General features: G+C 69.1%; 20 protein-coding genes and 1 riboswitch. Of the genes, 17 read left to right on the forward strand and 3 right to left on the reverse strand.

The window, feature by feature from the left end; genetic code table 11:
- Nucleotides 1–47: 47 nt before the first annotated feature.
- From ftsZ to LCL61_RS17025, 7 genes are all read left to right on the forward strand, one after another.
- The gene (gene ftsZ, locus LCL61_RS16995; protein ID WP_340687707.1) at nucleotides 48–1,436 is read left to right on the forward strand and encodes a cell division protein FtsZ; all 1,389 of its coding nucleotides are present in this window, start codon (nucleotides 48–50) and stop codon (nucleotides 1,434–1,436) included.
- A gap of 76 nt (nucleotides 1,437–1,512) precedes the next feature.
- Nucleotides 1,513–2,220 carry a peptidoglycan editing factor PgeF gene (gene pgeF / locus LCL61_RS17000; protein ID WP_340687708.1) on the forward strand — a complete coding sequence of 236 codons (708 nt, stop codon included), beginning with the start codon at nucleotides 1,513–1,515 and terminating at the stop codon, nucleotides 2,218–2,220.
- Entirely contained in the window at nucleotides 2,217–2,948 is a 732-nt protein-coding gene (locus LCL61_RS17005) for a YggS family pyridoxal phosphate-dependent enzyme (protein WP_340687709.1), read from the forward strand. The genes pgeF and LCL61_RS17005 overlap by 4 nt, the downstream gene beginning before the upstream one ends.
- An 82-nt stretch (nucleotides 2,949–3,030) precedes the next feature.
- Entirely contained in the window at nucleotides 3,031–3,645 is a 615-nt protein-coding gene (locus tag LCL61_RS17010; RefSeq protein WP_340687710.1) for a cell division protein SepF, read from the forward strand.
- Nucleotides 3,646–3,759: 114 nt separating this feature from the next.
- On the forward strand, nucleotides 3,760–4,035 hold the full coding sequence (locus LCL61_RS17015; protein WP_005155180.1) for a YggT family protein: 276 nt from the start codon (nucleotides 3,760–3,762) through the stop codon (nucleotides 4,033–4,035).
- Nucleotides 4,036–4,089: 54 nt separating this feature from the next.
- Nucleotides 4,090–4,950, forward strand: coding sequence for a DivIVA domain-containing protein (locus tag LCL61_RS17020; protein ID WP_016335929.1), 861 nt, complete (start codon nucleotides 4,090–4,092; stop codon nucleotides 4,948–4,950).
- Between the two features lie 97 nt (nucleotides 4,951–5,047).
- Nucleotides 5,048–5,596 carry a hypothetical protein gene (locus LCL61_RS17025; protein WP_340687711.1) on the forward strand — a complete coding sequence of 183 codons (549 nt, stop codon included), beginning with the start codon at nucleotides 5,048–5,050 and terminating at the stop codon, nucleotides 5,594–5,596.
- On the opposite strand, the gene LCL61_RS17030 is transcribed toward LCL61_RS17025, so the two are convergent.
- Nucleotides 5,593–7,401, reverse strand: a complete 1,809-nt coding sequence (locus LCL61_RS17030; protein WP_340687712.1) for an FUSC family protein — start codon at nucleotides 7,399–7,401, stop codon at nucleotides 5,593–5,595. The two genes, LCL61_RS17025 and LCL61_RS17030, sit on opposite strands and share 4 nt — an antisense overlap.
- A 251-nt stretch (nucleotides 7,402–7,652) precedes the next feature.
- Here LCL61_RS17030 and LCL61_RS17035 point away from each other — a divergent pair, with 251 nt between their 5' ends.
- Nucleotides 7,653–8,909: an HNH endonuclease signature motif containing protein gene (locus LCL61_RS17035; protein WP_340687713.1), complete on the forward strand. Its 1,257-nt coding sequence runs from the start codon at nucleotides 7,653–7,655 to the stop codon at nucleotides 8,907–8,909.
- A gap of 163 nt (nucleotides 8,910–9,072) precedes the next feature.
- Here LCL61_RS17035 and LCL61_RS17040 read toward each other — a convergent pair whose 3' ends face one another.
- Nucleotides 9,073–10,722, reverse strand: a complete 1,650-nt coding sequence (locus LCL61_RS17040; RefSeq protein ID WP_340687714.1) for a hypothetical protein — start codon at nucleotides 10,720–10,722, stop codon at nucleotides 9,073–9,075.
- 348 nt (nucleotides 10,723–11,070) lie between these two features.
- Between LCL61_RS17040 and ileS the strand changes: the two genes are divergently transcribed.
- The 9 genes from ileS to LCL61_RS17085 all read left to right on the forward strand — a co-directional run bounded on the left by ileS (nucleotide 11,071) and on the right by LCL61_RS17085 (nucleotide 22,991).
- Nucleotides 11,071–14,232 carry an isoleucine--tRNA ligase gene (gene ileS / locus LCL61_RS17045; RefSeq protein ID WP_340687715.1) on the forward strand — a complete coding sequence of 1,054 codons (3,162 nt, stop codon included), beginning with the start codon at nucleotides 11,071–11,073 and terminating at the stop codon, nucleotides 14,230–14,232.
- Between the two features lie 209 nt (nucleotides 14,233–14,441).
- Complete coding sequence (locus tag LCL61_RS17050) at nucleotides 14,442–16,046, forward strand: penicillin-binding transpeptidase domain-containing protein (protein WP_340687716.1); 1,605 nt, start codon at nucleotides 14,442–14,444, stop codon at nucleotides 16,044–16,046.
- A 43-nt stretch (nucleotides 16,047–16,089) separates the two neighbouring features.
- A complete protein-coding gene (locus tag LCL61_RS17055) occupies nucleotides 16,090–16,773 on the forward strand; it encodes a winged helix-turn-helix domain-containing protein (RefSeq protein WP_340687717.1) in 684 nt (227 codons plus the stop codon).
- 112 nt (nucleotides 16,774–16,885) lie between these two features.
- Nucleotides 16,886–18,364: a potassium/proton antiporter gene (locus LCL61_RS17060; RefSeq protein WP_340687718.1), complete on the forward strand. Its 1,479-nt coding sequence runs from the start codon at nucleotides 16,886–16,888 to the stop codon at nucleotides 18,362–18,364.
- 140 nt (nucleotides 18,365–18,504) lie between these two features.
- A complete protein-coding gene (locus tag LCL61_RS17065) occupies nucleotides 18,505–19,185 on the forward strand; it encodes a M23 family metallopeptidase (RefSeq protein ID WP_340687719.1) in 681 nt (226 codons plus the stop codon).
- 128 nt (nucleotides 19,186–19,313) lie between these two features.
- A riboswitch (SAM riboswitch) is annotated at nucleotides 19,314–19,428 on the forward strand.
- A 32-nt stretch (nucleotides 19,429–19,460) separates the two neighbouring features.
- A complete protein-coding gene (locus LCL61_RS17070; protein ID WP_340687720.1) occupies nucleotides 19,461–20,825 on the forward strand; it encodes an aminotransferase class V-fold PLP-dependent enzyme in 1,365 nt (454 codons plus the stop codon).
- A gap of 19 nt (nucleotides 20,826–20,844) precedes the next feature.
- Nucleotides 20,845–21,480, forward strand: coding sequence for a hypothetical protein (locus LCL61_RS17075; RefSeq protein WP_340687721.1), 636 nt, complete (start codon nucleotides 20,845–20,847; stop codon nucleotides 21,478–21,480).
- 24 nt (nucleotides 21,481–21,504) lie between these two features.
- Complete coding sequence (lspA, locus tag LCL61_RS17080; RefSeq protein ID WP_034319164.1) at nucleotides 21,505–22,068, forward strand: signal peptidase II; 564 nt, start codon at nucleotides 21,505–21,507, stop codon at nucleotides 22,066–22,068.
- Nucleotides 22,065–22,991, forward strand: coding sequence for an RluA family pseudouridine synthase (locus LCL61_RS17085; RefSeq protein ID WP_340687722.1), 927 nt, complete (start codon nucleotides 22,065–22,067; stop codon nucleotides 22,989–22,991). The genes lspA and LCL61_RS17085 overlap by 4 nt, the downstream gene beginning before the upstream one ends.
- Before the next feature lie 220 nt (nucleotides 22,992–23,211).
- On the opposite strand, the gene LCL61_RS17090 is transcribed toward LCL61_RS17085, so the two are convergent.
- Nucleotides 23,212–24,195 (reverse strand): AsnC family protein, encoded by a 984-nt coding sequence (locus LCL61_RS17090; RefSeq protein WP_340687723.1) that lies wholly within the window; start codon nucleotides 24,193–24,195, stop codon nucleotides 23,212–23,214.
- Nucleotides 24,196–24,328: the final 133 nt, after the last annotated feature.

Below are 24,328 nucleotides of genomic sequence, written 5' to 3' on the forward strand. Positions count from 1 at the left end.
GCGACCGGCGGGCAGCACGAGCACACACGATCAGGAAGGCGGCTCCGATGACGCCCCCGCACAACTACCTTGCGGTGATCAAGGTCGTCGGTATCGGCGGCGGCGGAGTGAACGCCGTGAACCGCATGATCGAGGTCGGCCTCAAGGGTGTCGAGTTCATCGCGGTGAACACCGACGCTCAGGCACTGCTCATGTCCGACGCCGACGTCAAGCTCGACATCGGCCGGGAACTGACCCGCGGCCTCGGTGCCGGCGCCGCCCCCGAGGTGGGGCAGAAGGCCGCCGAGGACCACCGCGAAGAGATCGAAGAGGTCATCAAGGGCGCCGACNAGGTGGGGCAGAAGGCCGCCGAGGACCACCGCGAAGAGATCGAAGAGGTCATCAAGGGCGCCGACATGGTGTTCGTGACCGCGGGTGAGGGCGGTGGCACCGGCACCGGTGGCGCGCCGGTCGTCGCCCAGATCGCCCGCAAGCTCGGCGCGCTGACCATCGGCGTCGTCACCCGCCCGTTCACCTTCGAGGGCAAGCGCCGCAGCAAGCAGGCCGAAGAGGGCATCCAGCAGCTGCGCAACGAATGCGACACCCTCATCGTCATCCCGAACGACCGGCTGCTGCAGCTGGGCGACATCGGCGTCTCGCTGATGGACGCCTTCCGCTCGGCGGACGAGGTCCTCCTTTCGGGTGTCCAGGGCATCACCGATCTGATCACCACGCCGGGTCTGATCAACCTGGACTTCGCCGACGTCAAGAGCGTCATGTCCGGCGCGGGCTCCGCGCTGATGGGCATCGGCTCGGCGCGCGGCGAGGGCCGGGCGATCCAGGCGGCGGAGAAGGCGATCAACTCGCCGCTGCTGGAAGCGTCGATGGACGGGGCGCACGGCGCGCTGCTGTCGATCGCGGGCGGGTCGGACCTCGGCCTGTTCGAGATCAACGAGGCCGCGTCGCTGGTGCAGGAATCCGCGCACCCCGACGCCAACATCATCTTCGGGACGATCATCGACGACTCGCTCGGCGACGAGGTCCGGGTCACCGTGATCGCGGCCGGTTTCGACGCCGGCACCCCGACCCACAAGAAGCTCGACCCGCCGGCGTTCGGCTCCCGGTCGAACTCGACCGCGTCCGCACAGGCCGGTCAGGTCAACGGCGGTGGGGCGACCCCGGTGCAGAGCCCGCCTTCGGGTGCCACGCCGGTGCCGTCGACCGGTTCCAACGGCTACCCGGTCGCGCCGCCGCGCACGCACACGCCCATGCCGTCCGCCCGTAACGAGGGCAACGGCTCGATGACCGGCGGGCTCCCGCAGCCCGGCGGCGGTTCGCGCGGCTACTCGCCGATCGGGTCGAACTCGAACCACGGCAGCCTGCCCGGCCGCGCCACCCCGGTGCACGACGACCCGTCGGACGACGAGGTCGACGTTCCCCCGTTCATGCGTCGGTAGCACTCGCCAGTACGTTCCGTGAAGGCCTCCTTGACTACAGTCGAGGGGGCCTTCACTCAGGTCTAGGAGGAAACGCGTGCGGGTACGGCGGGTTGTCACGACAAGGGCGGGCGGGGCCTCCCGGCCGCCTTACGACACCTTCAACCTCGGTGATCACGTCGGTGACGACGCGGGCGACGTCTACGCCAACCGCAAACGCCTCGCCACCGAACTCGGCCTCGCCGAGGACAGGCTGGCGTGGATGGAGCAGGTCCACGGCCGGACCGCCACCGTCGTCGACGGTTCGGAGGCCTCCGCCGCCGAAGCGACCGACGCGCTCGTGACCGCGGAGCCCGGCCTCGCGCTCGTGGTGCTCGTCGCCGACTGCGTCCCGCTTCTGCTGGCAGACGCCGAAGCCGGTGTCGTAGCCGCCGTCCACGCGGGCCGGGTCGGCGCCAGGGTCGGCGTCGTCCCCGCGGCGATCGAGGCGATGCGTTCGGTCGGCGCCGAACCGGCCCGTACCGAAGCGCTGCTCGGTCCCGCGATCTGCGGCGACTGCTACGAAGTTCCCGCCGACATGGCCGCCGACGTCGAAAAGCACGTGCCGGGCAGCGCCTGCAAAACCCGCAAGGGCACGCCGGGGCTCGACCTGCGCGCCGGGCTCTGGCGGCAGCTGGCCGACCTCGGCGTCGGCAAGATCGGCGTCGATCCGCGCTGTACCAACGAAGACAAGACTCTCTTCAGTTTCCGCCGCGACGGCACCACCGGCCGGATCGCGGGCATCACGTGGCTGGACGCGTCGTGAGTGACACCCGCCGGGAGGAATTGGCCGCGTCCCTTGCCGAAGTGGAAGAGCGGATCGCTGCCGCGTGCAAGGCCGCCGGCCGGGCCCGCGACGAGGTCAAATTGCTCGCGGTCACCAAGACCTTTCCGGCGCTCGACGCCGCGCTGCTCGCCGACCTCGGCGCACTCGACCTCGCCGAGAACCGCGATCAGGAGGCGGGCGCGAAGGCCGAAGAGGTCGCCGCTCTCCGCCCGGACGCCCGGATCCGCTGGCATATGGTCGGCAGCCTGCAGCGGAACAAGGCCAAATCGGTCGTGCGCTGGGCGGACGAGGTCCAGTCCGTCGACTCCGAGCGGCTCGCCGACGCGCTCGCGAAGGCGACCAAGTCGGCGCTGGATTCCGGGCAACGCGAGCACCCGCTGGACGTCCTCATCCAAGTAAGTCTCGATGACGATCCGAAGCGCGGGGGCATTCGGTTGAGCGAAGTGAGCCATTTGGCGGAGCGGATAGCCCATGTGGGTGATATTCGCCTCCGAGGGCTTATGGCAGTGGCGCCGTTGGGTATTGATCCCGCGGAGGCGTTCGGGAAACTCGCTCGTGCGTCGGAGCGTCTACGGGAAGAACACCCAAATGCCCGTGAGATCTCCGCCGGAATGAGCAATGATCTCGAGCAGGCGATCACGCACGGCTCGACCTGTGTGCGTGTCGGAACCGCGTTGCTCGGTGGGCGCGGTTTAGCCTCGCCCTAGGGAATACCGTCTCGTCGTTACGGGGAGTGGCGGCGAGGGCGGGGGAGTACGGTGCGGGACGCGGCTAAGGCTAGGGAGAGGCATGAGCGCGCTGCAGAAGCTGAAGGCCTACTTCGGGATGGTGCCCGCGGACGAAGACGGCTATGACGTCGAGGACGACTACCGGCGAGGCTACGCTTCAAAGGAATATGCCGACGACGAGTACGACTACGACGACGAGCCACCGGCCCGGTCACGGGGTGGACGTTACCGGGATGTCGATGACACTTATGACGAGCCCGCGCCGCGGCCTCGGTCACGCTCCGTGGCCAGTCCGGAGCCTGCCGTCCACGGAGCGCTGGCTATGGACCGTCAGCCGGAGCCGGTCGCGCGGCTGCGGCCGGTCACCGAGCCGGTCCGGCCGGCGGTCCGCGACCCGTTGAGCCGGATCACGACGCTGCACCCGACGAGCTACGCGGAAGCGCGGGCGATCGGGGAGCACTACCGGGAAGGCATCCCGGTGATCATGAACCTCACGGAGATGGAGAACGCGGACGCGAAGCGTCTTGTCGACTTCGCCGCGGGGCTCGCGTTCGCGTTGCGCGGATCGATGGACAAGGTCACCAACAAGGTGTTCCTTCTCTCACCGCCCGATGTGGATGTCACCGCGGAGGACCGCCGACGGATTGCCGAAGGCGGATTGTTCCTGCGCGGCTGATCACCCGGTGACCGCTGAGCGCAGCCGGATGTGATTTTGTCGACTCATCGCCATCCGCGGCCCGTCAACTGCGTCTTTTGACGCGAGGCATGGCAGAGTGGTTACGTGAATGCTGTGTTGCTGGTCGTCTGGTACGTGCTGTTCGCCTTCTGGCTCCTGCTGACGGCACGGATCGTCGTCGAGCTCGTGCGTGCTTTCGCTCGCGAGTGGCGTCCTGCCGGAGGGGTTGCGGTAACGCTCGAGACCATCTACACAGTGACCGACCCACCGGTTCGTCTGTTCAGACGAATCATCCCGACCGTACGAATCGGCGGCGTCGGACTGGACTTATCGATTATGGTGCTGCTGTTGGTTGTGTTCTTCGCGATGCAGCTGGCAACGCCAGGGTGATTTTCGGGGAAGCCCCGGTGGACCTGCAGGCCATGGAGTGCGTGAGGTGATCTGATGTCGTTGACCCCCGCTGACGTGCATAACGTCGCGTTCAGCAAGCCGCCCATTGGCAAAAGGGGCTACAACGAGGACGAGGTGGACGCGTTCCTCGACCTGGTGGAGACCGAGCTTGCCCGGTTGATCGAGGACAACAACGAGCTGCGGCAGCAGGTCGAACAGCTCGACAACGAGCTCGAGACCACCCGTGGTGAGCTCGAGAACGCCAAGGCCGGCGCCGTCGGCCCGCCGCCGCAGGTACGCGACGAGCCGTCGCGCCGCCTGGCGCCGGTGCCGCCGCCGCAGTCGGCGATGGAGCAGACCCAGGCCCACTCGATGGTGCCGGACAACGGGGAGCCCAACGTCCAGGCCGCGAAGGTGCTCGGGCTGGCGCAGGAAATGGCCGACCGGCTCACCGCCGAGGCCAAGACCGAGTCGGACGGCATGCTCGCCGAAGCCCGGACCAAGTCCGAGCAGCTGTTGTCGGACGCGCGGTCCAAGTCGGACTCGATGGTGAACGAGGCGCGCACGCGCGCCGAGACGATGTTGAACGACGCGCGAACCCGTGCCGAGACCTTGGAGCGCCAGGCGCGCGACAAGGCGACGACCATGGAGCGCGAGGCTCAGCGCAAGTACACCGAGACCATGAACAACATGAACGCGGAGAAGGGCTCGCTGGGCAAGAAGATCGAGGAGCTGCGCACGATCGAGCGGGAGTACCGCACGAGGCTGCGCGGGTTCCTCGAGTCCCAGCTGCGTGAGCTCGACGACCGTGGTTCGGCCGCTCCCGCGTCGGCCTCTTCGTCGACCTCGGGGCAGTCCTCGTCCTCCGGTAGCGGACAGGGTTACTCGTTCGGCCCGCGGGCCGAAGCGGGCTGATCCGGTTCTACCCGGTTTGTTTCTACACAGTGGAACGGCCTCGGCACTCTCCGGAGGGTCGGGGCCGTTTCGCTTGGTCCTCGTGTTGTAATTCACCGTGCTCTACATCGTCCTGGTACTGGTACTGGCGGCTCTGGGGCTGCTCGTCGCGGCGCTCATCACCGCGAACTCCCTGTGGGCTTGGATCTCCATCGGTGTCTCCGTCGTCGCGGGGTTGCTGCTCCTCTTCGACCTGCTGCGCCGCCGGAAGAAGCGTGCACCCGCCGAGGAAGAGGCCGAAGACGCTTCCGACGTCGACGAGTCCGCCGAGGGTGAGGAAAAGAAGCCCGAGGATGTCGAGCAGACCGTCTTGATGCCCGCCGCCGGTGAACTGGGCGACGCGGAAGACACCCCGGAGCCTCCGCGCGGTGGCGACCCCGGCGAGGAGAAGAGCGCCCCCGAGGATGTGGCGATCGTCTCCGAACTCGAGGTCGAGGTCGTGGTCGTCGACGAGTACCCGCGCTATCACGTGACATCGTGCGAGTGGCTCGAAACCCGGGACACGATCCCGCTCGGCATCGGCGAGGCGCGGCAGCTCGGGTTCACCCCGTGCGCGCTGTGCACGCCCGACGCCGAGATCGCCGGACAACACCGCGAGAAGGCTTAGAGCTTCTGGGCCGCTTCGCCGACCGCCACGACGTCGGCGGCGATCGTGTCGAGCACCAGGCGCTGCTCCTCGTCCGCGTCGTGTGGCACGGGGATCTCCGCCGCCTCCCCGGTCCCGAGCGTGCGCGCCGCCTCGGCGACGGCGTCCGCCGCTCCGGCCGAACCAGGCCGCAGCAAGAGCGACGACGCCGTGATGGACAGACCTCGCAAGGCTTCGGCCGCGTTCTCCAGCGCGTCCCGCTGGCCGGGCGCGGGTTCCTTGGTACCCGGCTCCGCGGCGAGCAGGCCGTGGTGCGCGACCGCGGCGGTACGGAACTCGCGGCCGAGTGTCCGCGGGTCGACGTCCTCGCCGCGTAGTTTCCGCGTCACCGAGCCGAGCAGTGCGCGGGTGGCGCCGACGGCGCTTTCGAACCGTTCCGCAGGGCCGGGTCTCGGCACACCGGGGATCGCGGCGAAACCGAACAGCAGGGCGATGGCGCCGGCGAGGACCATCAGGAGCAGGTACTCGACGAGTACGTAACGCGGGTCCAGATGTCGGGTGGTCGCGTTCATACCGACCGACATCAGGACCATGCAGCCGTTGAAGATCGCCGGACGCGTCCGCATGAACGAGAACCCGCCGAGTAGCGCGACGAGCCCGATCGGCAGCAGAATCCCTTGTGGCAGAAGCCAAAGAACGAGAGTGAGCACGACGGCGCCGCCGAGTGAGCCGCCGATCCGCTGCCAGGCCTTGCTGAGGCTGTCCCGCCATTCCGGTTGCATGATGGCGAAAGTGCCGAGCAGGAACGACACGGTGAGCGGGTCGCCGGGCCGGAAACTCGCGACCACCAGCGCCACCCCGACGCCGAGCCCGCAGCGGAGCGCGTGCCGGAACTGTGCCGACCGCCAGGAAAACGCGCCGCTCAACTCGATCCGGCGCAGTTCCTTGCGGAGTCCTTTCGGAACGTCCACACGCGACTCGTCCCGTTCGGCCGCCGCGGTCCGGATGGATTCGAGAGCCTCCCAGAGCGCGGTGACGAGCCTCGCCGTGACACCGGGAAGTCCGGTGGGTTCCTTGCGCCGCACCGGTTCGACTTCGTCCGGTGCCGCCGGGCCCCGAACGGCGTCGGCGAGCCTGGCGGCTTCTTCCTTGGCGGCGTCGAGCGTTTCGCCGATTTCTTCGCTGTTCAGTCGTCTCCGGCGGATCTCCAGCAACCCGGTGGCCGCGCGATAGCGGAACATGCCGCCGAGGACCCGGCCGGTCCAGCGACGAGGCCGGTCCGCGAGCCAAAGCCTCGCCGCGCGCTCCTGCGTTTCCGACGAGCCCGCCGCGAGCGCGTCGGCCAGCGCCTCACGGGTCGGCTTGGCCGGATCCTTCGCGCCCATCAACGCCCGCAACAGGATCACGACGCCCGCCGCGAGCGCGGGCGCGCCCAAGATCTGCCCCGCCGACGCCGTCCCCGTCAGCTGGAAGCCGTACCCGAACAGCGACGCCATCCCGAGCCCCAGCCCGACCGTGACGAACCGTGCCCCGAGCACGGGCAACAGCCCGGCGACGACCACGATCGCCACCAGCAGCCCGATCGCCGCCCACTGCGACACCTCGCCCAGCAACCGCGGCACCCCGACCGCGAGGATCAGCGCGGGCGCGAACCACGCCAGCAACCGCAGATCCGCCCAAAGCGGCCCGCCCACCGCCGCCATGAGACAGAAGAGCGCGGTGAGGGCCGCCAGGACGGCCGCGTTGCCCAGTCCCAGGGCGAACCCGAGCCCGCTGACGCCGCCGAGGACCACCAGCAGGACGATGAGGAGTCCGGGCCCTTTCATCGGGCCTCGCAGAACGACATACCCGTCAACCTAGAGGCGGCGGCGGGGACGGCAACTCGGGCCCTGGGTGGTCGGGTTGGTCGGTCGTGAGTGTTATTCGTGTTCTGAGTCTATCTAGTGTTTATGCGCCTTCGCGTCCTTAAAGTGCTTCGCTGCTTTAACGGTTCTTCGCAGTTGCCATTTTTTGGCAATTTCCTCTGTTGGGCTGTTTGAGCTAGCGCAGGTGTTCGATTCGGGGTAGCTTTGATGTTGTGGCCAGCGAAGATGCACCTTCAGGGACGTCCACCGAGTGGTGGCGCGTCGATACCGCGACGCTGCATTCCCGTAAGCAGGAATTGGAAGTTTTGAAGCGGCGGGCGGATGCGGAGCAGAACGCGATCCTGGCGGAAATCAATTCCCGCGGGGTTCGTGGGTGTTCGGGTCATTCGACGTTGACCGGGCTGATTCTCGAGGACTTCCTCGTGTCGGACAAGGAAGCCAGTGATCGCGCCGACCGGGTGCTGGCGCTGCATCCTGGTCCGTCCATCGGTGGAGACCCGGAGCCGCCTCTTGCGCCCCTGACGGCCGAGGCTGCGGCGGAGGGCGCGATCGGCGGTTCGCAGATCGATGCCATCATCAAGACACTCGCGCGGATCCCGTCGACTGTGCCGGAAGAAGACGTGCGGGCCGGGGAAAAGATCCTCGTCGACCTCGCCCGCCGCGCCGGACCCCGACAGATCGCCCGCGTCGGACGCCGCCTGCTGGACAAGCTCGACTCCGACGGGAAAGAGCCCCGCAACGAGGATCCGAAGGAGACCCGGCCGGAGTTGCGGTTCGTCAAACACCGCGACGGCACCCTCGGCCTCAAAGCGAGGCTCGACCTGGAAACCTACGCCCGTCTCAAGTCCGATCTGGATCCGATGGCCAAGCCGCACAAGGCCATCGACGGGGTCCGCGACTCCCGCACCCAGGACGAGCGCTACGGGGATGCGTTCACCGACTATGTGCGGTTGAAGACGACCAGCCGGAACCTTCCCGGTCAAGCGGGCGAGGCGACCCACATCCTGGTCACCATGTCGTATGAGGACCTGATCAACGATCTCGGCGAGGCCCATCTGGACCTGGTCGGGCCGATCAGCGCCACCGACGCGCGGATCCTCGCCTGCGATGCCCGCGTCCGACCCGGCGTCCTCGGCACCGCCGGAGAACCCCTCGACATCGGCCGCTCCAAACGGACCGTATCGCTAGCGCAGAAGTACGCATTGACCCTCCGCGACGGTGGCTGCGCGTTCCCCGGCTGCGACATGCCGGTGCCGCGCTGCACGGCCCACCACATCGTGTTCTGGCGCCACCACGGCGAAACGAAGATCGACAACCTCGTGCTGCTGTGCTCTCGGCATCACCGGTTGATCCATTACAGCGAATGGAAAGTACAGATCGCCCAAGACGGTCTGCCGGAGTTCACCCCGCCTGGCTACCTCGATCCCACCGGGACACCGAGGCGGAACACGATGCACCTCAGGACCTAGGCGGCTCCGATGACTGTATAACGACCTATACGGCTGCGCTCAGGGCGGACCTCGGTATCGAAAGCCGGCGATCGTCGCGTTCGGGGCTGACGAAACTGGTAGTCCTTGTCCGCGATCACCGCCTCCGGTCGTGACCGGGGACGGGCCACCTACCGGACCCGCTCTAAGCACGCAGAAGATAGGCCTGATCCAGCAATGCCCGGGCCCGCGCCGTGGGAGTCAGCCGGACGGCCTCTTCGGCGGCGTCGGCGGCGTCCTCGAAACGGTCCATGGTCAAGAAGAGCTCCGCGAGATCGGCGCGGGTCCAGCCGAGCGCGTCGGTGTTCTCGGCGGTCTCGAAGCTTTCGGCGGCCATGAGTAACCGGAACACCGCGTCGTCGAGATCGCCGAATGCCTGCGAGAGCTTTCCGTGGGTGTACAGCACCTCGGCCTGTACCTCAGGGTTCCCGCCGGCGACGCCGCACTCACCGATCAGGTCGAGAGCGGCCTTCGGGTCGCCCGTGAACGCCAGGATCCACACCGCCATCAGCCGGGCGCGGGCGGCGTTCACGTAGTCGAACTTCGACTGGAAGAGGTCGATGGCTTCGCGCGCGGACGTCGCGGCTTGCAAGGGGTCCTCTTCCAGGGACAGCGCAGCGCAGCGGAACGCACGTGCCCCGGGATCGCTCGGCGGGTCGGACCGGTCGGTGGCTCCGGCAAGTTCGCCGGAACCGGCGAGACGGCGCGCGAGCAGTGCACCTTCGGGATTCGGCAGGAGCTCGTCGAACCGTTCCCACATGATGGCCGCGAACTCCGGATCGTCTTCGTTGCGTTCGGCCAGGGAAGCCAGTTCCTCCACGGTCGTCGGATAGATCACGAGTCGCGACCCCATTTGCTTGGTACGGGGCAGCAACGCGGAACCCAAGTCCACGGGAACCGGTGCCGGATCCGCCGCGAGAAACGCCCGGATCCGCTCGCTCTGCACGGAGTTGCCGTTGCGGGCGTCGAACCGGGCGGCGATCTCCAGCGCTAGGTACGCGTGGGATTCCGTCACCAAGGCCGCCGCGGCGTGGAAGTTCATCGTCGCGAAGGGCGTCGATCGCCACCCGCCGTGCCGGTCGACCAGTTTCCGGGCCGCGGCGTGATTTCCCGTGTGTGCGCAGAACTCGACGTGCCGGGCCAGCGAGCCCAGCTCTGCCGGCGTGGTCCAGAAGGCCGAATAGGATCTCCGGAACGCATCCACCGCGTCGTCGAGCCGGCCGGCTCGGGCGAACGGGAGCATCAGTGCCGCGAGCATCGCGTGCGGCTGTCGGGAGCAGAGGTCGTCGTCGGAGAAGAGCGCGGCGGCGTCGTCGAAGCGGCCGATCCGGAGCAGGTGGTCGATCCTCAAGCCGGTGTCGCACTGGCCGCACCGCGAGCTTTCCGCGGGAGCCTCGTACTCGACGTCCGCGTCGGTGCCGAGATGCGACGCGATGATCAGGCGGTTGTCGGGCATCGGGCCGAAGAGTCGTTCACCTTCGTCGAGCGCGGCGAGGGTGTCCGCGAGCGGAACGCGCGGGTCTTCGGTGAACGCCACGGCCAGGTCGTCGAACACCGGTCTGAGGTCGGGATCGCCGGAGTCCAGACACCGGGACAGGGGCTCGAACACCTTCGCGGGCTCGCCGCCGAGCAGGTACGCGGTGGCGAGCCGGACGCGCGCCTCCTGCCGGTGCGCGATCAGCCCCAGCGCGTCCACGCGACGCGTCACTCTCTCGAGCGCGGCGATCTGCCCCGGGCCCTCCCACATCCGGTCGGTGACGCGGATCTGGCGCCACAGCTGTTCTTCGGTGTCCATCACCCTCCTGTCGGGCGGGAGCCTAATCACGGTGGCCGCCCGCCGCCTCCGAGTTTCCACCCACCCCGGACAACCCGGTTGCCCCCGCGCGCTACCCTTGAACCAACTGGCACCGATCCGGCCATCACCGGGGAGCCTCCGGAAGAACAGGGCCCGTGTCCTCAACAGACGAGCCCTCAGTAGAACCGGACGGGTACGGCCCGTCACAGCCGTCGAATGAGCGGCCCAGCCGGAACACCACCGGCCGGGCAAGCGGGGTGGTACCGCGGAACGCGCCGGAAACGGCCGTCTCGTCCCCGTGTGGGCGCGAGCCCGTACGAGAGAGACGAACCGCGAGGAGCACCGAAGATGTATCCCAAGGCACAGCTGGACGGCGAGACCGGCGTCCCGTCCCAGCCTTCGTTCCCCGAGTCGGAAAAGCGCGTCCTCGCGTACTGGGAAGCCGATCGGACCTTCCAGGCTTCGATCGACGCCCGCGACCCCGGCGTCAACGGTTCGAACGAGTACGTCTTCTACGACGGCCCGCCGTTCGCCAACGGTCTCCCGCACTACGGTCACCTGCTCACCGGGTACGTGAAGGACCTGGTGCCCCGTTACCAGACCATGAAGGGCAAGCGCGTCGAGCGCCGGTTCGGCTGGGACACCCACGGCCTGCCCGCCGAACTCGAGGCCATGCGCCAGCTCGGGATCACCGAGAAGTCCGAGATCGACGCGATGGGCATCGACGTCTTCAACGAGGCGTGCCGCGAGTCCGTGCTGCGCTACACCGGCGAATGGCAGGACTACGTCACCCGCCAGGCCCGCTGGGTCGACTTCGGCAACGACTACAAGACGCTCGACCTGTCCTACATGGAGTCGGTCATCTGGGCGTTCAAGCAGCTGTGGGACAAGGGGCTGGTCTACGAGGGCTACCGCGTCCTGCCCTACTGCTGGCGCGACGAGACCCCGCTGTCCAACCACGAGCTCCGCATGGACGACGACGTCTACGCCAGCCGCCAGGACCCGGCCGTCACGGTCGGTTTTCGCTTGGAGGGCAACGACAACGAGCTCGACGGCACCTACCTCCTGATCTGGACCACGACCCCGTGGACGCTGCCGTCCAACCTCGCGACCGCGGTGCACCCGGACGTGCGGTACGTCTTGGTGGAAAGCGACGGCAAGCGGTTCCTGCTCGCCGAAGCGCGCGTCGCCTCGTACGCCCGCGAGCTCGGTGAAGAGCCGACCGTCGTCGGGCACTACACCGGGACCGAACTGCTCGGAACCCGTTACGCCCCACCGTTCCCGTACTTCACCGGCCACGAGAACGCGCACCGCGTGCTGTCCGCGGACTACGTCACCACCGAGGACGGCACCGGTGTCGTCCACATCGCGCCCGCCTATGGTGAAGAGGACAAGGTCGTCACCGACGCGGCCGGCATCGTGCCGGTCACCCCGGTGGACGCGCAGGGCAAGTTCGACGCGACCGTCTCGGACTACGCGGGCCAGCAGGTGTTCGACGCCAACCCGAACATCATCAAGGATCTCAAGAACGGCACCGGTTCCGCGGGCCGTCAGGGCGCGGTACTGCTGCGCCACGAGACCTACGAGCACCCGTACCCGCACTGCTGGCGCTGCCGCAACCCGCTGATCTATCGCGCCGTCTCGTCGTGGTTCGTCGCGGTGACCGAGTTCAAGGACCGGATGGTCGAGCTGAACCAGCAGATCACCTGGTACCCGGAGAACGTCAAGGACGGCCAGTTCGGCAAGTGGCTGGAGAACGCCCGCGACTGGTCGGTCTCCCGCAACCGGTACTTCGGCACGCCCATCCCGGTGTGGCAGTCGGACGACCCGGCGTACCCGCGCACGGACGTGTACGGCTCGCTCGACGAAATCGAGCGCGATTTCGGTGTGCGGCTGGAGAACCTGCACCGGCCGTTCATCGACGAGCTGACCCGGCCCAACCCGGACGACCCGACCGGGAAGTCCACCATGCGCCGGATCGAAGACGTGCTGGACGTCTGGTTCGACTCGGGTTCGATGCCCTACGCGCAGGTGCACTACCCGTTCGAGAACACCGAGTGGTTCGAGCACCACTACCCGGGTGACTTCATCGTCGAGTACATCGGTCAGACCCGCGGCTGGTTCTACGTCCTGCACGTGCTGGCGACCGCGTTGTTCGACCGGCCGGCGTTCCGCACCTGTATCTCGCACGGGATCGTGCTCGGCTCGGACGGCCAGAAGATGTCCAAGTCGCTGCGCAACTACCCGGACGTCAACGAGGTCTTCGACCGCGACGGTTCCGACGCGATGCGCTGGTATCTGATGGCCAGCCCGATCCTGCGCGGCGGGAACCTGGTCGTCACCGACAAGGGCATCCGCGACGCCGTCCGCCAGGCTGTGCTGCCGCTGTGGAACTCGTACTACTTCCTCGCGCTCTACGCGAACGCAGAGGGTGTGGAAGGCCAGTGGCGCACGGATTCGAAACACATCCTCGACCGGTACGTGCTGGCGAAGACACACGAACTGGTGACCGACGTCGAGCACGCGCTCGACACCTACGATGTCGCCGGTGCGTGCTCGACGGTCCGTGACTTCCTCGAGGTGCTGACGAACTGGTACGTGCGCCGGTCGCGCGACCGGTTCTGGGCGGGCGAGCAGGACGCGATCGACACCCTGCACACCGTGCTGGAGGTGACGTCGCGGGTGGTGGCGCCGCTGCTGCCGCTGACCACCGAGGTCGTCTGGCGCGGGCTGACCGGCGGCCGTTCGGTGCACCTGACCGACTGGCCGAACGCGCTCGACCTGCCCGCGGACGCGGCGCTGGTGACGGCGATGGACCGGGTGCGCCAGGTGGCGTCTTCGGCGCTCTCGCTGCGGAAGTCGAACAAGCTGCGGGTGCGGCTGCCGCTGGCCAAGCTGGTCGTCGCCGCACACGAGGCGGACTCGCTGCGCGAGTTCACCGACATCCTGCGCGACGAGGTCAACGTCAAATCCGTCGAGCTGACCACCGACGTCGCCGCGCACGGCGGTTTCGAGGTCGCGGTGAACGCCCGCGCCGCCGGGCCGCGGCTGGGCAAGGACGTCCAGACGGTGATCAAGGCCGTCAAGGCCGGTGAGTGGACGACGTCGGAGAGCGGCGCCGTCGTGGCCGCCGGGATCGAGCTCGTCGAAGGCGAGTACGACCGGCGTCTGGTCGCCAAGGGCGGCGGCGCGGCCGCGGAACTGCCCGGTGGTGCCGGGCTGGTGCTGCTCGACACCGAGGTGACCGACGAGCTGGCGGCCGAGGGCCTCGCCCGTGACCTGGTCCGGGTCGTGCAGCAGGCCCGCCGTGACGCCGGGCTCGACGTCGCCGACCGGATCGCGCTGACGGTCGACGCGCCGGAAGAGGTGGTCACGGCCGCGAAGACGCACGAGGAGTTCATCGCTTCGGAGACGTTGGCGACTTCGGTTGCCTACGGCGCCGTCGCCGACGGCTCGGCCGGGACAGTCGGGGAGGGCACCAAGGTGACCGTGGCGGTCGCCAAGGCCTGACGCCCACAAGTGACATGAAAGGCCCCTTCATTGCAAAATTTGCAATGAAGGGGCCTTTCATTGCAGTCGCGAGGTCCCGATCACCGGGATCACGAAACGGATTCGGAACCGTCGCTTTCCCGCCGGAAACGAGCCTTGCGCGGGGGAAATCGGCAGGCTGGCGCCCGGGGGCGCGCGAGGGTACGCGCCGTATGGGGGAGAGCGAATCCATGAGTCCTGCCCGGAAAAGAGGCATCCTGATCGGCGCCGCGCTGGCGGTCGTCGCCATCGTGGTGGCCGGGGTGGTGCTGCTCGTCAAGGAGGACCGGGCGCCCGCGGCCGCCGTCGGGCCGGGGGAGTCCACCGCGAACGCGCAGGACAGCCCCGCGCAGGTCGCCGGCCGGTTTCTGCGGCTGTTCGACATGGGTGACCTGACCACCGCCCCGGTCGACGATCCGGCGGAGGCCACGACCGCGCTGACCGGGACGCGCAACACGCTCAACGGGGCGTCCGTCAAGACATCACTCGGCGAGGTCCCGACGACGCCGGGTGACGCGCCCTCGACGTCGGCCACCTTCCACGCCGCGTGGACGTTCGCCGGCGGCAGCGTCTGGAAATACGAAGGCAAGCTGGACCTGGTGCGCAACGCCGGGAAATGGGTCGTCCGCTGGGCGATGTCGGTGATCCACCCGAAGCTCGAAGCCGGGCAGCGGCTCGCCGTCGCCCCGGTTTCGGCCAAACCGGTCGTGGCCGACCGCGACGGCAAGGCCCTCGTCGGCGGCGACGCGGCGGGCGTCGCGCCGATCCTGCAGGGGGCCTTGGCCAAGGTCGCCTCCGAGCAGAACGGCGGCAGCGGAACCCCGGCCACCGTCACCGTGTCGCGCGTCGACGCCTCCGGGAAGCCGGTCGAAACGCTCTTCGGGCAGACCGCCGAGACCGGCGAACCGCTGACCTCGACCTTGAGCGTGGCTTCTCAGGCAGCCGCCCAGAAAGCCGTCGACGGCTTCGGAGGGCCGGCGATCATCGTCGCGATGAAGACTTCGGGCGAACTCCTGGCGGTCGCGCAGAACGGCGCGGCCGGGAACCGGCCGGATGCGCTCAACGGCCTGTACTCGCCGGGTTCGGCTTTCAAGATCGCCACGGCGACCGCGGCGTTGCAGCAGGGCGGGGTCACCGCCGACTCCCCGTTGGCCTGCCCGGGCAGTGAGCAGATCGGGACCCGCACGCTCAAGAACGACAACGGGTTCGACCTGGGGACCGTCCCGCTGAAGACGGCGTTCGCCGCGTCGTGCAACACGACCTTCGGGCGGCTCGCCGGGCAACTGCCCGCGGACGGCCTCGCGAAGGCCGCGAGCCAGCTCGGTCTCAACGCCGACTTCGAGATCCCCGGACTGGCGACGGAGGCGGGCAAGGTGGATCCGTCGGGCAGCGGTGACGAGCAGGTCGAGGCCGGGATCGGGCAGGGCAGGGTGCAGGTCAGCCCGCTGGGCGCGGCGCTCATGGCCGCGACGGTCGCAACCGGGAAGCCGGTGGTGCCGAAGCTGTGGCAGGGCCTGGAGACCAAGGTCAACGTCGGCTACCAGGCCCCGCCTGCCGGGGTGCTGAACCAGGTCCGCGCGATGATGCGTGAGGTCTGCACGACTGGGACCGCGAAGGCGCTGAAGGGCAGCGGAGCGGTCTTCGGCAAGACGGGGACGGCGCAGTTCGGGTCGGGCGCGGACGCCAACGGCTGGTTCGTCGGCTATCGCGGGGACGTCGCTTTCGCCGTCATGCTCGAAGGTTCCAACGACTCCAAACCCGCGGTGCAGCTGGCGGCGAAGTTCCTGGCGGGCTGACGCTTCGGCGGTCGCCGAACCGTGGGTCTTCTACGGTGGACGCATGGAGACGATCGCCCTGGCCGAGGTCGCGGCCGTGCTCGCCGATCCGAGCCGCGCGTCGATGTGTCTCGCGCTGCTCGACGGGCGTGCCTGGACGGTGACCGAGCTGGCGGGCGCGGCCGAGGTGGCCGCGTCGACGGCGAGCGAGCACGTGACGAAGCTGACCGAGGCAGGCTTCGTCGTGCGGGTCAAGCAGGGGAGGCACAGTTACGTCCGGATAGCCGACCCCCGCGTGGCCGAGCTGATCGAACATCTGGCGCAGCACGCCGAACACCGGCCGGTGAAGGGGCTGCGGTCGTCCGTGCGGGTGAAGCGGCTCGAGTTCGCCAGGACCTGCTACGACCACCTCGCCGGAACGGTCGGGGTCGCGTTGCGGGACGGGATGCTCGCCGCCGGGCTGATCGACGACGCAGGCGGCCTGACGCTGACCGATCGCGGCCGGGAGGTACTCGGCGCGCTCGGGGTGGAGATCGACGGCGGCCGCCGCCCGATGCTGCGCGACTGTCTGGATTGGACAGTCCGCCGTGATCATTTGGCGGGCCGGGTACCCGCGGCGTTACTGTCTCACGGAGTGAGCGCCGGCTGGTTGTCCCGTGAGGGCAACCGCGCGGTGAAAGTCCTGCCCGCGGCGGAAGAACCGTTCGCGGAACTCGGCGTCGACCTGGTGGCCCTGCGCAGTCCGTAATGGACAGTCTGTAACACAGGCTGTCCGGACGGTTCTCGGCCGGTACACGGACGAGTGACGAGCACCGCCTCACTATTCTGGAGCCCTCACGGCGACCGGAACGGGAGGCGACATGGAGCAACTCCCGCTCATTCTCGGCACCGGCGGGGCCGTGCTGCTCGTCGCCGTGATCGCCGTCCGGGTGTCGATCCGGGTCGGCCTTCCTTCGCTGCTGTTGTACCTGGGCATGGGGGTCCTGCTCGGCGAAGCCGGGTTCGGCATCCAGTACGACAACCCCGAGCTGACCCAGTCGCTCGGCCTCGCCGCGCTGGTGATGATCCTGTCCGAAGGTGGCCTCACCACCCGGTGGTCGGCCGTGAAACCCTCGCTGGGCATCGGAATCGCACTGTCCACAGTGGCCGTGGCGGTGAGCATCGCGGTCACCGGCGCCGCCCTGCACTGGTTACTGGGCCTGGACTGGCGGATGGCGTTGCTGTGGGGCGCGGTACTGGCCTCGACCGACGCCGCCGCGGTCTTCTCGGTGCTGAGATCCGCCGGGATCGGCAAGCGGCTCGTCGGCGCGCTGGAGATCGAGTCGGGGATCAACGACGCCCCGGCCTACATCGCCGTCGTCGTGCTCGCCGAGGGGACGACCATCGACTGGTCGCTGCCGCTGCTGGTGGTCTACGAACTCGCCGCCGGACTGGTGATCGGCCTGGCCTTCGGCTGGGGCGGGGCGTTCGCGCTGCGCCGGGCGGCGCTTCCCGCCACCGGTCTGTACCCGCTGGCCACGGTCGCGGTGTGCGTCGTGGCGTACTCGAGCGGGCAGCTCGCGCACGCGTCGGGCCTGCTCGCCACCTACGTGGCGGCCCTGGTGCTGGGGAACTCGAAGCTGCCGCACCGGTCGGACACGCTGTCCTTCGCCGAAGGGCTCGGCTGGCTCGCGCAGATCGGCCTGTTCGTGCTGCTCGGCCTGTTCGCCTCGCCGAGCAGGATCTTCGAAAGCCTGGTCCAGGGCCTGGTCGCGGGTGCGGTCGTGCTGCTGCTCGCCCGCCCGCTGTCGGTGCTGCTGTCGGCGCTGCCGTTCAAGATCCCCTGGCGAGAACAGGTGTTCCTGTCCTGGGCCGGGCTGCGCGGGGCGGTCCCGATCGTGCTCGCGCTGATCCCGCTGTCGTCCGGGGTGCCGGGCGCGCAGCAGCTGGTCGACGCGGTGTTCGTGCTGGTCATCGTGCTGACGCTGCTCCAAGGGGCGACGCTGACCCCGCTCGCGAGAATCCTCGGGCTGGCCCAGCACGCCGAGGCGCACGAGATCGACGTCGACTCCGCGCCGCTCGACGAGATGGGCGCGGAACTCCTGCAGGTCCGGATCCACGCGGGATCGAAGATGCACGGCGTGTACCTGGCCGAACTGCGGCTGCCGGTGGGGGCGACGATCAGCCTCCTCGTCCGAGACGGCTCCGGCTTCACACCGAACAAGAACACCAGGCTCCAGGAACGCGACCAGTTACTCGTCGTGACCACCGCTGAAGCCCGTGACGCGGCCGAACGACGCCTGCGGGCCGTCGACCGCGCAGGCCGCCTCGCCAGGTGGAAGGGCGAATCCGGCCAGTAGGTCACGGATCGGCACCAGCTGTTCGGCGATTGATCACCGAAATCTGTGCGCTGGCCCTCCCCTTTGCCCTCCTTTTGGAATACCTTCCCCGCAATTGACTCCATCGAATGGGTGAGTGTCGCGGTTAAGGAGTACGCAAAGTGACGAAGCTTCCTGTCCGGTTCGCCGGTCTGGGTACTGCAGCCGTTCTGATCGGGGTGGTCCTTTCGACGCCGGCGACGGCCAAGGACGCGTTCCCGGCGTTCGGGTTGCCGTTCGAGGGCGGTCAGCGGGTCTATTCCGCGGGGATCCACTCGGACAACGGGAGGTCCGGAGTGAAGAACGCCATCGACTTCAGCCCCGGGGACAGGACCGTTCGCGCCCCGCTGGCGGGCACGGTCCGGATCCAGCACTGCTCCGGCGGCGACTGGGTGACCGTCGACCACGACGGCGGCTGGCGGACCGGGTACTACCACCTGGAGGGCATTTCGGTCACCGACGGCCAGAAGGTCGCCCCCGGCGACGCCCTCGGCCGGACCGGCAACGCGCTGCCCTGTGGTGGCAGCAGCACCGGCGCCCACGTGCACTTCACCCTGTGGACCCTGCCCACGGCTGCGGCGCAGAGCGGCGATTCGCGCGACTTCGGGGTCGGCGCGGGCAACTGGAACGGCCTGTCCTACGACGAGGTCTCGACCAAGGTCGCCGAGGCCTACGGCGAAGCCGTCGACGGCAAGACCTTCGGCGGCTGGCAGTTCGCCGCGGGCACCGATCAGTACTCGGGCACCGCGACCGAGGTCTCCTCCCGCGCGACCATCCCGCTGCCCGGACGATTCCGGGTCTGACCTGCCGTTGCCCGGCGCGGCGCGGCGCCGGGCAACGGTACTTCCCGCTTGCGGAGCACGTGAGCGGCGTCTCAAGATGCGGACGAGGGCTGGCCCGATCGCCCGCCCGTCCGCTAACTTCGTTCGTAGGTCACGAGTGTCAGCGTCAAGCCCCGGCTAGCTGACCGGCAACCCTCCTACCGCGGTGGGGTGCCCCGGGTGAGGACCTGGCTCGTCGCGTGGTGCGACGGGCAAGCGCGGGATCCTCGTCGGGTCCCCTGACCCGGAGGATGACGATGACTCTCGCTCTCGAACGCACCAGCGCTCCCGCTGAAGTCGCTGAAACCGTTGCCACGCACCAAATCCCGACGGTCGCGTGCGCCGATCTGCGGGTCCCGCTGGTCACCGGCGGCGACATCGGCTACGCCAATCTCGATCACGCGGCGAGCGCCCCCTGTCTGGACAAGGTGCGTGCCGCGGTCGACGAATTCCTGCCCTGGTACGCCAGCGTGCACCGCGGCGCCGGGTTCGCCTCGCAGGTCTCGACCAAGCTTTACGAACGCACGCGCGGAATCCTGCGCGGCTTCGTCGACGCGCGGTCGACCGACACCGTCGTGTTCACCCGCAACACCACCGATTCCTTCAACCTTCTCGCGCGCAGCCTGCCGAAGCACACGTCGGTCATCGTGTTCGACACCGAGCACCACGCCGCGCTGCTGCCGTGGAAGGGACCGAACGTCCGCCGGATCGAAACCCCTCGGACCCGCCTCGCCGCGGTGTCCGCCGTGGACGAAGCGCTCGCGGACTGCCCGCAGGGCCCGCGCCTGGTGGTGCTCACCGGAGCGTCCAACGTGACCGGGGAACTGTTGCCGGTCAAGGAGATCGCGACCGTCGCGCGGCGGCACGGCGCCCGGATCGCGCTCGACGCGGCGCAGCTCGCGCCGCACCGCAAGATCTCGATCCGCGATCTCGACGTCGACTACGTCGCGCTGTCGGGGCACAAGCTGTACGCGCCTTTCGGTGCCGGCGCGCTGATCGGCCGCGCCGACTGGCTGCGCGCGGCTCATCCGTACCTCGCCGGTGGCGGCGCGACGAAGCTCGTCACCCGTGACTCCGGAAACCTCGGCGTGGTCTGGAATTCCGGCGCCGAGCGGCACGAAGCCGGTTCGCCCAACACCGTCGGCGTCTACGCGCTCGGTGTCGCCTGCGAGACCCTGGCCGCGAACTGGGACGGGATCGTCGCCCACGAGGAGGAACTGCTGGCGCGGCTGCGTCGAGGCCTCGCCGCCATCCCCGGTTTCGCCGAACTGCGGCTGTTCGACGCGCCGGTCGACCGGGTCGGCACGCTCAGCTTCGTCGTCGACGGCTTCGACCCGGGCTGGCTCGCCGCGGTGCTGTCCGCGGAGTACGGCATCGGCGTGCGGGACGGCGCGTTCTGCGCGCACGTGGCGACGAAGCGGCTGATCGCCGCGGCCGGTTCGACGGGGCAGCAGGCCGTGCGGGTCAGCCTCGGCCTCGGCAGCACCACCGAGCACGTGGACCGGATCGTCCTGGCGCTGCGCCAGATCGTCGCCCGCGGCGCGCGCTGGCAGTACGAGAAGCCGGAGGGCCGCTGGGTGCCGGAGAACGATCCGCGCGAACTTCCCCCGTTCTGCGCCTGACCCACTACCCTCACCCGGCATGGGGAACGAACGACCGCGTTACTGGTTTCCGCTGGCGTTGCTGGGTTTCGCTCAGCTGATCGTGGTGGCCTTCGGCGGGATGTGGTCCGGGGGCTGGTTCGCCTACGCGCCCGCCGGTGAACAGCAGTTCCTGACCCAGAATCTTTACGGTGTCGGTGATGGTGGGGTTTTCGGATCCTTGCGCGGGGTCGAGATGAGCCGCGAGAACGCGGCCGCGCTGGACATGTCGTTCGACATCGCCGGCCGGAACGACGACTGGCTGTTCGCCGTTCTCGCGGTCTACCTCGGCACGGTGCTGTTCTACGTCATCCGGACGAAGACCATGCGCTGGTGGAAGGTCGCCGCGATCGCGCTCGGCGGACTGGTCGCCATCGTGCTGGCGGATCTGGTCGGCTACTGGGAATTCGATCTCGACGGTGACACCCGGAGCGCGATCCTGCTGACGCTGGGCCTGGTCGGGCTCGCCTGGCTGGAGCGCAGCGTGCTGGTACTGGTCGTGGCCGCGGCGTTCGTGCTCTGCGCGGTCGTGCTCGCGCAGGGACAGCTCGCGCTGGTGCTTTCGTCGCTGGTCGTGCTCGCCGGGGCGTTCGCGGCCCTGCTGAGCAGGCCGAAGACGGCCGCCGAGGAGTCCTGAACACGCTCAGTGGACAATGGGGCGGTGAGTACTGAGCCCGAAACGGCGCCACCGTCGCCACCGCTGCCCAAGAAGCGCGTCGCCGTGGTGTTCGCCGTCGCCGCGGTGCTGTGGGGGATCGACCTCCTCACCAAGCAGATCGCCGTGTCCACGCTGGAGGGCAAGCAGCCGGTCGAGTTCCTCGGCGGGCTCGTGTACTTCCAGCTGGTGCGCAACCCCGGTGCCGCCTTCTCGATGGCGACCGGGCTGACCTGGGTGCTCGCGCTGGTCGCGATCGCCGTCGTGATCGCCATCGTCTGGCTGTCCCGGCGGCTGCGCTCGGTCGGCTGGGCGATCGGCCTCGGGCTGGTGCTGGCCGGCGCGCTCGGCAACCTGACCGACCGGATCTTCCGCGCGCCCGGCCCGCTGCAGGGGCATGTGGTCGACATGATCTCCGCGTTCGCGCCGAACGGACAGGGCTGGGCGATCTTCAACGTCGCCGACTCCGCGATCTGTGTCGGCGGCGTGCTCATCGTGATCCTCTCCCTGCTGGGCAAGGACTACGACGGAACGTCTACAAAGGACAAAAAGAAGGCGGCGAGCGAATGAGCGCGCGGATGTTGCCCGTTCCCGACGGGCTCGACGGCATGCGCGTCGACGCGGGGCTGGCGAAACTACTGGGGCTTTCCCGCACGGTCGTGGCGGAGCTGGCCGAATCCGGTGAGATCCTCCTCGACGGCAGGCCCGCCGGGAAATCGGACCGGCTGACCGCCGGCGGACTGCTCGAAGTGACGCTGCCCGATCCGGCCTCGGCCGTCGAGGTCGTCGCGGAACCCGTCGAAGGCATGAAGATCCTGCACGACGACGACGACATCGTGGTGATCTCGAAGCCGGTCGGCGTCGCAGTGCACCCGAGCCCCGGCTGGGCCGGGCCGACCGTCGTCGGCGGGCTCGCCGCCGCCGGGCTGCGCATCGCGACCTCGGGCGCCGCCGAACGCCAGGGCGTCGTGCACCGGCTGGACGCCGGCACCACCGGCGTCATGGTCGTGGCGAAGAGCGAGCACGCGTACACCGTGCTGAAGCGGGCGTTCAAGGAACGCACCGTCGACAAGGGCTACCACGCCATCGTGCAGGGCCACCCGGACCCGACACGCGGCACCATCGACGCGCCGATCGACCGGCACCCCCGGCACGACTACAAGTTCGCCGTCGTCCAGGGCGGGCGGCCCAGCGTCACGCACTACGAGGTCGTCGAGGCCTTCCGCGCCGCGTCGCTGGCCCAGATCAAACTGGAGACCGGGCGCACGCACCAGATCCGCGTGCACTTCTCGGCGCTGAAACACCCGTGCGTCGGCGACCTGACCTACGGTGCCGACCCGGTACTGGCGCGCAAGCTCGGGCTCTCCCGGCAGTGGCTGCACGCGAAGACGCTCGGCTTCGCCCACCCGGCCGACGGGCGCTGGGTCGAGTTCGAGTCGGAGTACCCGGACGACCTGGCCAACGCGCTGCGGATCCTGCAGGACGAGAACTAGGCGCGAGTCTCGCCTGGATGTCAGGAGGGGCGAGTTCCCTCGGCTGAGCCATGTGAAGGGGGCCTTCACGCGCACCCCGTCGTGACGTATGGGGTTTCTGTGACGGTTGAGGCGATCGGCGGTCCGTGAAGGCCTCCTTCCCTACCCTCAAGGTAGGGAAGGAGGCCTTCGCTACCGACGCTCGCCAGCGCCGTGAAGGCACTGCGAGCCACCGCGCGCGTCAGTCGTCGATCGACCAGGTCAGCGTGCGCTCGTCCGGCTCGGGCCGCGGTGACCAGCGCACGGCGACCACGCGCGTCGAGTCCGGCAGCACGTAGACGGTGTGCCCGCCCAGGGTCTCCCCGGGCCGGACGCCGATCTTGTGCGGCGGCCGCGACGTCAGCGAGACCGGCGCCTTCGCGATCGGCTTGCCGTCCGCGGTGAGCAGTTCGAGGTAGTTGTCCGGGAGCGACACGAACGGGATGTTCCCGCGGTTGGTGATCTCGGTGTGCACCACGACCGACCGTTCCCCGGCTTCCAGCGAGTAGCCCGCGGCGCTGAACAGGTAGTCCGCCGGGTCCTGGACCTCGAGAAGCTGGACGGTGAGCTGCTCGCCCTCCAGGCCCTGGGTCTCCATCACGTCACCGGTCCGGCCCTTCTTGCCCTCCGGGGCGGGCTGCGGCGTGACCTGCTGTTCGTCGCCGCGTGCCCAGGACGCGGTCTGCGGGACGCCCCAGGTGCTCATCACCGGGTCGGCGGGCGCCATCGGGGGCGGCGCGAACTGCTGCTGCGGCGGGGCGGGCGGTCGCGGAGGCGGCGCCATCGGCTGGCGTACCGGGGCCGACGGCGGGCCGGGGTAGCGGCCCGACGGCGTGCCGTGCACGTTGTACGCGCCCGACGGCGTCCCCTGGACGTTGTACGGCCCGGAGGGGGTGCCCTGGACGTTGTGCGGTCCCGAATGCCCCGGCGGACGCTGGGGCTGCGGAGGTTGCTGGGGCTGCTGAGCCCAGGAAGGCGGCGCGCTCGCGATGGCGGCCCGTAGCCCGTTCGGGTCGCTCTCCACGCCGACGAGCAGCGGCAACCCGCTGCCGGAGAGGGCGACCAGGCGGTACGCGACCTCGCGCGGGTCCATCCCGACCTTGGCCGCGAGTTCGTGTACGGCCGCCTTGCCCAGGTCCGCGAGGGCGGCGAGCAGGCGGATGTCCACGGGATCGGTCACGGCCACGTCCGGGAACGCTACCGTCTCGCTCCCGGCGCCGCGGGGAGAGGCCGTCCGAGTGCGGCAAAACCCGGCTTCGGTAGTACGCGGTCTCCATTAGGGTCGGGGATACCGCCTCCATCGACCTCCGGGGAAAGAA

Source organism: Amycolatopsis coloradensis (assembly GCF_037997115.1).
Lineage (GTDB): Bacteria > Actinomycetota > Actinomycetes > Mycobacteriales > Pseudonocardiaceae > Amycolatopsis > Amycolatopsis coloradensis_A.

Bases quoted from the DNA above. Each gene is read 5' to 3' on its own strand.
- ileS (WP_340687715.1), top strand. From the start codon at position 11,071: ATGTATCCCAAGGCACAGCTGGACGGCGAGACCGGCGTCCCGTCCCAG.
- LCL61_RS17010 (WP_340687710.1), top strand. From the start codon at position 3,031: ATGAGCGCGCTGCAGAAGCTGAAGGCCTACTTCGGGATGGTGCCCGCG.
- LCL61_RS17075 (WP_340687721.1), top strand. From the start codon at position 20,845: ATGGGGAACGAACGACCGCGTTACTGGTTTCCGCTGGCGTTGCTGGGT.
- LCL61_RS17060 (WP_340687718.1), top strand. From the start codon at position 16,886: ATGGAGCAACTCCCGCTCATTCTCGGCACCGGCGGGGCCGTGCTGCTC.
- LCL61_RS17030 (WP_340687712.1), bottom strand. From the start codon at position 7,401: ATGAAAGGGCCCGGACTCCTCATCGTCCTGCTGGTGGTCCTCGGCGGC.
- LCL61_RS17040 (WP_340687714.1), bottom strand. From the start codon at position 10,722: ATGGACACCGAAGAACAGCTGTGGCGCCAGATCCGCGTCACCGACCGG.
- LCL61_RS17050 (WP_340687716.1), top strand. From the start codon at position 14,442: ATGAGTCCTGCCCGGAAAAGAGGCATCCTGATCGGCGCCGCGCTGGCG.
- LCL61_RS17055 (WP_340687717.1), top strand. From the start codon at position 16,090: ATGGAGACGATCGCCCTGGCCGAGGTCGCGGCCGTGCTCGCCGATCCG.
- LCL61_RS17085 (WP_340687722.1), top strand. From the start codon at position 22,065: ATGAGCGCGCGGATGTTGCCCGTTCCCGACGGGCTCGACGGCATGCGC.
- LCL61_RS17020 (WP_016335929.1), top strand. From the start codon at position 4,090: ATGTCGTTGACCCCCGCTGACGTGCATAACGTCGCGTTCAGCAAGCCG.
- LCL61_RS17070 (WP_340687720.1), top strand. From the start codon at position 19,461: ATGACTCTCGCTCTCGAACGCACCAGCGCTCCCGCTGAAGTCGCTGAA.